This window comes from Synechococcus sp. R6-10, from assembly GCF_047461815.1.
Lineage (GTDB): Bacteria > Cyanobacteriota > Cyanobacteriia > Thermostichales > Thermostichaceae > Thermostichus.
The window spans coordinates 1-10,119 of record NZ_JANSHW010000374.1 but is presented as its reverse complement, the minus strand read 5'-3'; the positions used below and the strand labels follow the sequence as shown (position 1 = coordinate 10,119).

The following is a 10,119-nucleotide window of genomic DNA, read 5'->3' as shown; positions in this document are numbered from 1 at the left end:
AGGTGGGGACAGCCTGGGGGGGCAAGGCAGGTTCTGAGGGCAGAACAGGGACAACATTCCCCTCAACGGAATCCTCCAAGGCTTCCAGCGTCGGTTTCTCCAGAGTCTGTGCCCTCAATCCCTGCACGAGAACCCCTACCCCAACCAGAGCGGCAGACAACACTAGGGATCCCTTGCCCCTCAAAGCTCTGTTCAGCAATGGGCCGCCGGCGAAAAAAGAGGCAACAGCCTGAGCGAATGAGCAGATCAAGACGCACATCGAGACCACTGCAAGCCAAAGTGATACGTGTCGAGTTAGACAAAAGGCATCAACTGCTGCCCTACCCCTGATAGACCAGCCATACGCGTACAGAGTTCCATCAGAGGGTAACGCCCCCACCGTGCAGAACACGATCGTTCAGCTACGTTAACACGTCCATTCCTCTATTCCCTGTGCTTTGGAGGAACAAGGAATAAGGGATCCCCCACTCCAGACCAAGCTAAGCAAGTTTGGATCCCTTTTAGGGATTCACAGCCCGACGCTGCCACCCTTCGGAAGTGCGCTCGTACACCGTCCGCAATTGGGGATAGATCTGATCCCCCTTAAGCTGTAGGTGATCCACCTCCGTTGGCTCCAGCAGTAAAGCCACAAAGGTCTGCGGAGGCAGCAGATCTTTCTCTTTCGGCAACTCTTGAATAAAAGCCTCTGGCGGGGCAAGCAGCCCCTTAGGTTCCGGCCAAAACCAGAGGAGCCGTCCTTTTTCCGATATTTGTTGCCACAACTGCTGCCGCTGGCGCTGGGCCTGGGGATCCGGATGATCGGCGGCGATGGCCTCAAGGGTGCCAGCGATGCGGAATTGCTCGCGGGTTTTGCAGAAATACCAGCAGATCTGGGCTTGGGGGCAGTGGGCAATTTGTCGGATCTTCTCGCTACGACTATCCACCGCCAATTGAATGCGATCGGTATCGCCCAAAAACCCCCGGAAAACGACCGTGCGGTTGCGCGGATGCCCCTGGGGATCCACCGTGGCCAATTGCAAATACCGCACACCGGGATCGCTACGGTTCCGGTGCAGTGCCGCCTGAATCAGCGCCCGCCAAGAGGGATCCGCAGTAGAATTGCCCTTCGGGTCTTTCATCCGTTTTTCGCAAGGTGCAAGCAAGCCAGGATTGGGGCTCTCTCTCCCTTAGCTAGGGGGTGGAGAAGCCTCAGATTGGGAGTCTCTGGAGAGCCCTGGTGAAGACTCCACACCGCTGATGCGACCAGAGCTGGGATCCGGCTCAGTTGGGCTGATGGGATGAAAGTGGTGCTCCAGCCAGCCTTCCGGTGGCCCCTCAAACCGCTCCGGCACCGGCTGCTTCACCTGTAATCCCCGCAGCATCGCGTTGAGATAAGCACTATCCCAGGTAAAGAGGCGGCTTTCGCGGATTTTGTGCCACACCGAACGCGACATCAGCAACGTCCGCTCTATATCCTGGGCTCCCAGCTTCAGCAAGAACTCCTCCCGTTCCGGCTGGTAATCGGTGGAGGCCAAGGCCAGAGATTGCGGCGGATGAGCCTGAGTAAGCTGGGCCATCTTGGCCATGAGTTCGGGGTAAAGCCAAGTGTAGGCAGGGTGAACCGTAAGCTTGGCCACATGAGGTTGCTGCCCGGTGCGATCCAACTTCAAGTTGAAGTAGCCGATGGCGGTTTTGCGTTCGGGCTCGTAAACACACACTTCCACCCGCTCCGTCTGGCTAATGGCGCATTTGGCCTGCTCCAAAAGCCAATCCAGTGGGCTAGTGCGAAAATCGTTCACCTCACGGTCGTACACCTGGCGCACAGTGGCCGGCATGGATCCCGTATCCAGTTGGTAGATGGCATAGGCATCCCGGTTGGTCACCGGCACCAGGTTGGGCAATTTGGGCTCGTGCTGGCTGAGAGCTGCCAGAATATCGGCTGGAATCGACCAGTAGGTGATCTGAGCCAAGGGTTGGAAGCCGTTGCGCCGGTAGAGCGCCATTGCCCCTTTGTTGTGGATGTTCACCTCCAGGATCCAGGTGCGAGCTTCCCGAAAGTGCTCCATGCAGTGCTTGAGCAGCCGGGATCCCACCCCCTGTCGCTGGGCAGAGGGCGCCACTGCGATATGATCGACCCGCCAGGTGCTGCGGGAATGGTTGAAGGGAGAAACCTGAATCACCCCCTGAATCTTGCCCTTCAGCTCCGCCACATGCACTGTAAACATGTGCTGGAAGCGATTGGGAAACAGGGTCAGGGTTTTCAGGGGCCCATACCACTGGCGCAACCGCCGCACTTGGCGACGAATATCCACCGAGCGGCTGCTGTACTCTTCATCAAAGGCTTGCGCCAAAATCTCTTCCACAGCCTCCAGATCCCCCAGTTGGGCGGGGCGAATGATCAGGTCAGGGGCACCAATGGGGGCTTCGGCATCCGGGTCGGGTCTTGCTGTGGTGTTGTCCATGCCAATCGCAGGCGGGAGAATATTCAAAGCATAGCTCAGGCTCTCTTGCTTTTTCTAACCGGGAGGATCGTTCTGCAACAAAGCTTGAAAGCCTACAGATCGGCTTTCCCGTTATCGAGAAAGGCTTGGCCGCCAAGAAGGGCGTGAACTCAGCCTCCCGGTAGCTGCCCAACAGTGACGAACGGGAGAGCTGGCCCCCTACCCCGCAGAGAGCAATGCCGGGTCGCTCACGCCCCAGTGTCCAGCAAGGTCAAGTTGCTGAAGGTGAAGCGCTTCTCCACAGGGCCGGTTTCCGTCTCCGTCTGGATACGCCGCTCCGAGAGGATGTAATACTTGCCCACTTTTGTGTACAGATCCTCGAATTGGCTGCGCCCGCCTTTTTGCTCGCCCGTTTGGGGATCGTGATAGACGGAATCGTAGCGGTGGGAAAGATAGCCTTCGCCGGTATCGTGGCTGCTGAAGGTGTGGATGGTAACCACCACTCCGTGGATATGCCGGTGCACCATGGTAACCTGGTTATCGCGCACGTGGTAGCAATCCCCTTCTGCTTTGCCCCCCACCAGGATCTCCACTGTGCCATCGGGCAGGGTTTGGCCATAGCGGAAGGTGTTGTTCCCATGGGTCTCGTCGAAGCTGCGGCGCACCCGGTGAATGGCAATCTCCCAGAGTTGGTTGTGAATGGCTTTTCGAGCTTCCTCATCTTCTACGCCGGTAACAGTGGCCTTTAGGTCTGCTCCCACTCGCACCTGCCCAACGAATGTGCGCTCCCCATCCCAATAGCTGACCTCGGCGCTGTAGCCTGGGAAAGCGGGATCCCAGGTGTAGCGGTTTTCATAGGCGGCCCGAAACAACTCTTGGGCAGAGACTTGAGTGGCGATCATCGGCTGTCTCCTTCCTGTTTTCCTTGCAAGCACTTCCCCTGAGCATCCATCATACCGCCCCCTGCTGTTGGGCTGCCCCCCAGTTGCCTTCGCTGAGAGCCTGCATCTGGTGAACTGGCCTAGCCGCTCCCCTGTCCGCTGCTGCAGGATAGAAGCACAGCCATGGGAACTTCTTCCTCACACCCAATTTGGCTTGCGAGTTTAGCCGCTGCTGTGATCCCCAGAGTATTCTCTGAGAAGGGTTCGCCTATTTTTTGTGGGTGAGGAGGGAGATTGAAAGGTTTTGACAATCGCGTCAGCGGGGCGGATCCCCTAGAGCCTGGCCTGACGCCGCCCCAGACCGGCATGGCAACCGCGCCAGAGATGATGGGGCCAGTGCTGAAAATCATTGGCAAGCAGACCCTGAGTGGCCACATCCCTATTGGCGGGGCAAAAAACTCTGCCTTGGCGCTGATGGCCGGGGCCATCTTGGCTCCTGAGGCTTGTCGAATTCACAATGTGCCCCGTCTGCTGGACATTGAACGCATGGGACAGATCCTGGCCACGCTGGGAGTTAAGGTTTCCCATGTTGGCAATACCCTGGACCTGGATGCCAGCTCCCTGAAAACCTCTCAAGCTCCCTATGAATTGGTCAGCCAGTTGCGGGCCAGCTTTTTCATCATAGGGCCTCTGTTGGCGCGGCTGGGGGTGGCCAGAGTTCCCTTGCCCGGCGGCTGTGCGATCGGGTCTCGTCCTGTGGATCTGCATGTGCGGGGTCTACAAGCCTTGGGGGCAACGGTCCAAATCGAGCATGGGGTGGTTCATGCCTATGCCCGTAAACTGTTGGGAACCCGTATTTACCTGGACTATCCCAGCGTCGGTGCCACCGAGACCTTGATGATGGCCGCTACGCTGGCGGATGGAGAAACGGTGATCGAGAACGCCGCCCAAGAGCCGGAGGTGGCGGATCTAGCCCGTTTTTGTCAAGCCATGGGGGCCCGCATTCGCGGTGTCGGCACCAATACGGTTGTGGTGGTAGGGGTGCCCCGCTTGCATGGAACAGAGTACACGGTCATTCCCGACCGCATCGAGGCCAGCACCTATCTCATTGCCGGGGCCATTACCCGCTCTCACCTCACGGTTGGCCCTGTCATTCCCGATCATCTGCGGGCGGTGATCGCCAAGTTGCAAGCGATGGGGCTGCGGGTGGAAGAAGAGGGCCCAAACCGGTTGCGCATTGCCCCAGCTCAACTGAGCTCAGGCTGGCTGTGTCAGGCAACTGATATTCAAACGCTGCCCTATCCCGGTTTCCCCACCGATGTGCAGGCGCCGATCATGGCCTTGGCCGCCTTGAGCGAGGGCAGTTGCACCATTGAGGAGACGGTGTTTGAAAACCGCATGCACCACATTCCCGAGCTGAATCGCATGGGAGCCGATATTCGCCTGAAGAACCGAGTGGCCCTGATCCGGGGGGTGCCGTCTCTTTCCGGCGCTCCGGTGGTGGCTACCGACCTGCGGGCGGGTGCAGCCCTGGTGCTGGCCGGCCTGGCGGCTGAAGGCTGCTCCACAATCCACGGATTGCACTACATCGACCGTGGCTATGAAGCCATTGATGAAAAGCTGCGCAGTGTCGGGGCCAAGGTGTACCGCAGCGAAAGCCCGACAGCGCAATTGGGGAAATGAGCTGTTTCACCGCCGTTTGAAGTTTGAAGAAATCGTTGCATCTCTCCCTGCCTATCGCCTGGCCACAATGCGCGGCGACCGCTTGCTGGGTGAGCTTTCCAGCCATGTTGCAAGTATCGAGTCGTCCGGTGGCTCAACGCAGTCGGGTTGAGTATCTTAGTTCAGAGGTGGTGGGGAGGTAAAGCATGGGGATCCTGACAAGTAACCAACGACGCTGGACAAGATGGGCTGCCGGTGTGCTGGCAGCAGGAGCGGCTCTGGGTGGAGCTGTCTGGGGCTTCTACACCTCATCCTGGGCAGAAACCGTAGAAGTGGCCTCTGCACGAGAAGGCAGGGATCCGACGCAACTGCCTCAAACTTCCACAGTGGCCTTTCTGCAAGCCTATGCAGCGCTACAGGCCGGCCAAGCGCAATCTGCCTTGAAGGATTTGCAGGGGCTGGAAGAGAGCCTGCCGGTTCTGAGGGAAGAGATTTGGAAGCTCAGGGCCCAAGCCTATGAACAGTTGCAGGACAAGGAAACAGCCCAAGGGATCTGGTGGCCCAAGATTTTGCAGGAATATCCCCACAGCCCTGTCGCTGCCTATGCCCTCTGGGGGATGGGCCAGGTGGATCGGCTGCGGCAGCAATTTCCCACCCATCCGCTGACCGGACGTGCCCTCAAGCATTTGCTGGAGCTGAACCCCGACCGCTATGACCTGCTGCGGGATTTGGCCCAACATCACCCGCAAACCCCTGGGCTAACGCCGCTGCTGGATCGCTGGCGGCAGGCTCAGGAGGGATCCCTCACGGCTTCCGACTGGCAGATCCTCGCCGATGCCTACTGGGAGCAACGGGAGTACGGCAAAGCTGCCCGGGCCTATGGGCGTGCCCCCGCCACCTCTCAGAACCTCTACCGCTGGGGCCGCAGCCACCAGATCTCGCGGGAGTTTCCCCAGGCCAAAGCGGCTTACCAAGCGCTGCTGGCACAGTTTCCCGATGGGCCAGAGGCTTCTCTCACCCGCCGCCGTTTGGCGGAACTGAGCGACCTGCCGACGGCGATCGACTTGCTTCGACAGGTGGGAGCCGGCTCAGATAAAGAAGCTCCAGAGGCGTTGCTTAGCCTCAGCCAGCTTTACGATCGCAACGCCAGCCCCCAATCGGCCCAAGCCACCCGGCAAGCCCTTTGGGATCGCTTTCCGGCCAGCGAAGCTGCAGCCAATGCCGCCTGGACAGTGGCCTGGAGCCAAGCACAAGCAGGCAATCTCAGCCAAGCCATCGCCCTGGCTCAACAGATCGGATCTGCTCAGCGGGATACAGAAATGGGGGCACAACTGCTCTACTGGGCGGGCAAATGGCGGGAACAGCAGGGGGATGTGGCTGCAGCTCGGCAGACCTATCGGCAGGTACTGCGTCAGTTTCCCCACACCTACTACGGCTGGCGGTCGGCAGTGCAACTGGGCTGGCCGGTGGGGGATTTCTACAGCGGGCGCAAAAGGGTTGAGGTGGATTTTCAGCCGGTGCGCCAACCGTTGCCAGGGGTCTCTGCAGTTACGCAAACCCTGCATTTGATGGGAGCCAGCCAACTGGCCTGGGAACGCTGGCAGGGCGAAACTCCCGTGCAGCGGGATCCCGGCCAGATGAGCGTTGCCGAGCGCTTTGTTACGGGCATTTTGCGCAACAGCGCCGGAGAGCACCTGCGGGGCATTAACCAGGTGGCTGCTTTGCGCTTCAGCGAAGAGCCGGATCCCCTGCTGGAGACGTTGAGGCAGCGCCAAGATTTCTGGCAGGCCATCTATCCGCTGCACTACTATGCGGGCCCCGACAATTCCTGGAGCGGGGATCCCTACGCCCAACCCGGCTTGGCCCACTGGTCACAGCAATTTAACCTCAATCCCTTGATGGTGGCGGCTTTGATCCGGCAGGAATCCCGCTTTGAGCCAGAGATCGTCTCGGCCTCGGGGGCTTTGGGCTTGATGCAGGTGATGCCCGCCACCGGGCGCTGGATTGCCCAGCAGATCGGCCTGGCCCAGTACAGCCTCACCAACCCCGCCGACAATCTCTACCTGGGATCCTGGTACTTCGACTACACCCACCGCACTTACCAAGACAACACCTTGCTGGCCCTGGCCAGCTACAACGGTGGCCCCGGCAACGTGGCCAGATGGCTGAACCGCTTTGGCTTCGGGGATCCGGACGTGTTTGTGGAGCAGATCCCCTTCCCCGAAACCCGGGGCTATGTGAAGTCCGTGTTTGGCAACTACTGGAACTACTGGCAGCTCTACACCCAGGAGGGGCGCACTCTGGTCAGCCAGCGACTGCATAACCCCTCGTCTTCTTCATGACTTCCGGTTTTGTCGCGGAAGTGCTGCCGTAGAGGGAGTGGGCTTTTTTCCCACAGTATTCTGGGAGAGTTACAGTTATTCCAAGATTTGGCAGTCAAGATTTGACAGTGCCGTTCGCGCTGACAGGACGGGGTTCTATGGTCTCTGGGTTTGAACAACAGGAGGGCGTTTGCGTTAGCGGTGCGGAGCACTATCGCGTTAGCGGTGCGGAGCACTATCAGGGTGCGGCAGAAAAGCAAGCTGCCCGGCAGGAGCTGGCTGTGGATTTTATTCGCCATGGCATAGCCGAGGAACCCCGGCCAGAAGTCGAGGATGCCTTTCGGGCCCTTACAGACGAAGGTCGCAGGCGCTGCCGCAAGATTGCCCGCCAGCTCAAGAACATGGGCTGGAGGTGGGATCTCCTGCTCACCAGTCCCCTGGTGAGGGCTCGGCAGACGGCTGAGATCTTTTTGGACGAGAACCTGGCCGAAGCTGTGGAGGTGTTTGAGCCGCTGGCTCCGGGGGGCAGTTTTGCTGACCTGGTGCGCTGGCAAGCAGAGCGGGAACCTCTGGCGTCTTTGGCTCTGGTCGGTCACCAGCCGGATCTGAGCCTGTGGGTGCAAACGGCCATTGGGCTGAACCCGGCCCATGCCGACGCGATCACCCTCAAAAAAGCGGGCCTAGCCCAAGTGCGCTTTGCCGAAGGCCGGATTGACTACCGCCAGGGATCCCTGACTTTGTTGCTCTCCCCCAAGGTGGTGTTGCGCTGAGAAGAAGCTGGCTCATCATGATAAACGCCCAACGAGTCGGCCAGAGGTTGTGCCCCTAGGTTCAGCGCTGAGAGGAGGTCAGCCGCTCGCCCAGCAATTGCAAAAAGTAGGCCGCCAGCCCCAGCCCCACCAGGGCAAACATAAACGCGATCAAGGAAACGGAACCGACCAGCAGGTAGCGCACCAGAATGCTGATTCCGCGGGCCAACGATCCAATCTCCACCTCAATTGGCGGCAACTTGGCCAACATCGAGAGCAGCAGTTGAAAGAACCCGTAGCCCAAACTGACGGCGATGGCGGCCCCCAAGAGGGCACTGAAAGGATGGGGGGATCCCTGTGGAGAAGAAGACATGGGGCAGCACCGGAAAACTCACCTTTATTCTAGGCTGCAGGTAGAATATGGAAGTTTCTTTCCGGCAAGCCTAGGGGTTATGGAGAGCGGATCCCATTACGAAGTTTTGGGCGTTTCCGTGGCGGCGACGGCGGAGGAGATCAAGTCCGCCTACCGTCGTTTGGTCAAGTACCACCATCCCGACAGCCTGCTGGCCAAAAAAGATCGGGCCACCTCTGAGCGCATCCGCCAGATCAACGCTGCCTACGCGGTGCTCAAGGATCCCCAATCTCGCCGCGAATACGATCGGCAACTGTACTCCAGCCGCACCTCACCCTGCCCTCAGCCGAGGGGATCTCCCCATGAAACCGTCAGCCACGAAGCCATCGCCCGCGCAGCCTGGATCCAACAGGTCTACACCCCCCTAAACCGAGTTTTGGGGCCCCTGCTGTCTTCCCTAGAGCCTCAGTTGCATGCTTTGGCGGCGGATCCCTTTGATCCCAACCTGTTGCAGTCTTTTGCTGACTATCTGGAAGAGTGTGCGCAGAAACTGGCCCAAGCCCAGCAGATCTTTGGCCGCCTCCCCAATCCCAGCAGCCTGGGGGGAGTGGCTTCTCGCCTCTACTACGCCCTCAACCACCTAGAGGACGCTCTAGAGGAGCTGCAGTATTTCCCCCTGAACTTCGACGACCGCCATCTGCACACCGGACAAGAGCTGTTTCGCCGGGCAGGGGGGCTGCGCCTGGAAGCTATGGAAGCTTACGCCAAGAGTTCACCCTAGGCCAGAGCGGGATCCCCCTCTGGGCAGAGCGGGGCGAGGATCATAGGGGATGGGGATGTACTGTACAGAAGGACGGCCTATGGCGGCCTGTGGGTACAAGTCCATCAGGGCATAGATTTGGGGTGGCAACTCAGTAGAAATGGGCAGGCCCAACCTTTGGGCTTCTTCGGCAGTGATCGGGTAGTCGTGGGTAACTTGTCCACTGGTTAGGTACTGGATGAGGGGCTCGATGCGTTCGGGGGCAATTTTGCGCTTGGGCACATCGTCCTTCAGGAGATCCCGCACGAAGTTCTGTACCTGTTGCATCGCTTTGCGGGCCAGATCTGCCAGGATCAAGGTTTGGTCATCGATTTCGGCAATGGGTTTATCCGCCACCACCTGCAGAATACTGGCGGCAGCATACCCCCCCAACTGTGGATCCACCGGCCCCAGGACTGCATTGGCATCCATGACGATTTCGTCGGCGGCCAGGGCCAGCATCGTCCCCCCCGACATGGCGTAGTGGGGCACAAACACTGTCACTTTGGCCGGATGGCGGATCAAGGCGCGGGCAATTTGCTCCGTAGCCAGCACCAGGCCACCGGGGGTATGCAAAATCAAATCAATCGGGGTATTGGGTGGAGTGAGGCGAATCGCCCGCAATACCTGCTCGGAGTCCTCGATGCTGATGTAGCGGGAAACCGGGATCCCCAAAAAACTAATCGACTCCTGGCGGTGAATGAGCAGAATCACCCGGCTGCCCCGCTTTTGCTCCAACTCCCGAATGGCCATCAAGCGCCGGAACTCTTGGGCACGACGGTTCAGCAGAGGTTGCAAAGAGCTGAAGATCAGAAAAATCCAGAACAGGCTGCCCCAGTCCACTTTCGCACCTCAAGTGGGATCCCTTTGCTTCCAGGATAGGGGATAGCAAACCTTTGGTGATCTCTGGGCCTCACGAGTTGGGTTCAGACGCC

9 protein-coding genes are annotated in these 10,119 nt (G+C 59.3%); 4 read left to right on the top strand and 5 right to left on the bottom strand.

The window, feature by feature from the left end; translation table 11 throughout:
- Positions 1–500: 500 nt before the first annotated feature.
- The 3 genes from NW837_RS10615 to NW837_RS10605 form a co-directional block, all read right to left on the bottom strand.
- A complete protein-coding gene (locus NW837_RS10615) occupies positions 501–1,118 on the bottom strand; it encodes an Npun_F5749 family FMN-dependent PPOX-type flavoprotein (protein WP_414331361.1) in 618 nt (205 codons plus the stop codon).
- 48 nt (positions 1,119–1,166) lie between these two features.
- Positions 1,167–2,468 (bottom strand): GNAT family N-acetyltransferase, encoded by a 1,302-nt coding sequence (locus NW837_RS10610; protein ID WP_414331359.1) that lies wholly within the window; start codon positions 2,466–2,468, stop codon positions 1,167–1,169.
- Between the two features lie 200 nt (positions 2,469–2,668).
- The gene (locus tag NW837_RS10605) at positions 2,669–3,322 is read right to left on the bottom strand and encodes a DUF3386 domain-containing protein (protein ID WP_414331357.1); all 654 of its coding nucleotides are present in this window, start codon (positions 3,320–3,322) and stop codon (positions 2,669–2,671) included.
- Positions 3,323–3,667: 345 nt separating this feature from the next.
- Here NW837_RS10605 and murA point away from each other — a divergent pair, with 345 nt between their 5' ends.
- From murA to sixA, 3 genes are all read left to right on the top strand, one after another.
- Positions 3,668–4,984 carry a UDP-N-acetylglucosamine 1-carboxyvinyltransferase gene (gene murA / locus NW837_RS10600; protein WP_414331363.1) on the top strand — a complete coding sequence of 439 codons (1,317 nt, stop codon included), beginning with the start codon at positions 3,668–3,670 and terminating at the stop codon, positions 4,982–4,984.
- Between the two features lie 185 nt (positions 4,985–5,169).
- Positions 5,170–7,305 carry a transglycosylase SLT domain-containing protein gene (locus NW837_RS10595; RefSeq protein WP_414331355.1) on the top strand — a complete coding sequence of 712 codons (2,136 nt, stop codon included), beginning with the start codon at positions 5,170–5,172 and terminating at the stop codon, positions 7,303–7,305.
- A gap of 137 nt (positions 7,306–7,442) precedes the next feature.
- Positions 7,443–8,054 carry a phosphohistidine phosphatase SixA gene (gene sixA / locus NW837_RS10590; RefSeq protein ID WP_414331353.1) on the top strand — a complete coding sequence of 204 codons (612 nt, stop codon included), beginning with the start codon at positions 7,443–7,445 and terminating at the stop codon, positions 8,052–8,054.
- Between the two features lie 61 nt (positions 8,055–8,115).
- Here sixA and NW837_RS10585 read toward each other — a convergent pair whose 3' ends face one another.
- Positions 8,116–8,406, bottom strand: coding sequence for a DUF3082 domain-containing protein (locus NW837_RS10585; RefSeq protein ID WP_414331351.1), 291 nt, complete (start codon positions 8,404–8,406; stop codon positions 8,116–8,118).
- Between the two features lie 79 nt (positions 8,407–8,485).
- Here NW837_RS10585 and NW837_RS10580 point away from each other — a divergent pair, with 79 nt between their 5' ends.
- Positions 8,486–9,166, top strand: coding sequence for a J domain-containing protein (locus tag NW837_RS10580; protein ID WP_414331349.1), 681 nt, complete (start codon positions 8,486–8,488; stop codon positions 9,164–9,166).
- Here the strand turns inward: NW837_RS10580 and NW837_RS10575 are convergent.
- Complete coding sequence (locus NW837_RS10575) at positions 9,158–10,027, bottom strand: SDH family Clp fold serine proteinase (RefSeq protein WP_011431772.1); 870 nt, start codon at positions 10,025–10,027, stop codon at positions 9,158–9,160. The genes NW837_RS10580 and NW837_RS10575 overlap by 9 nt on opposite strands.
- Between the last annotated feature and the right edge of the window lie 92 nt (positions 10,028–10,119).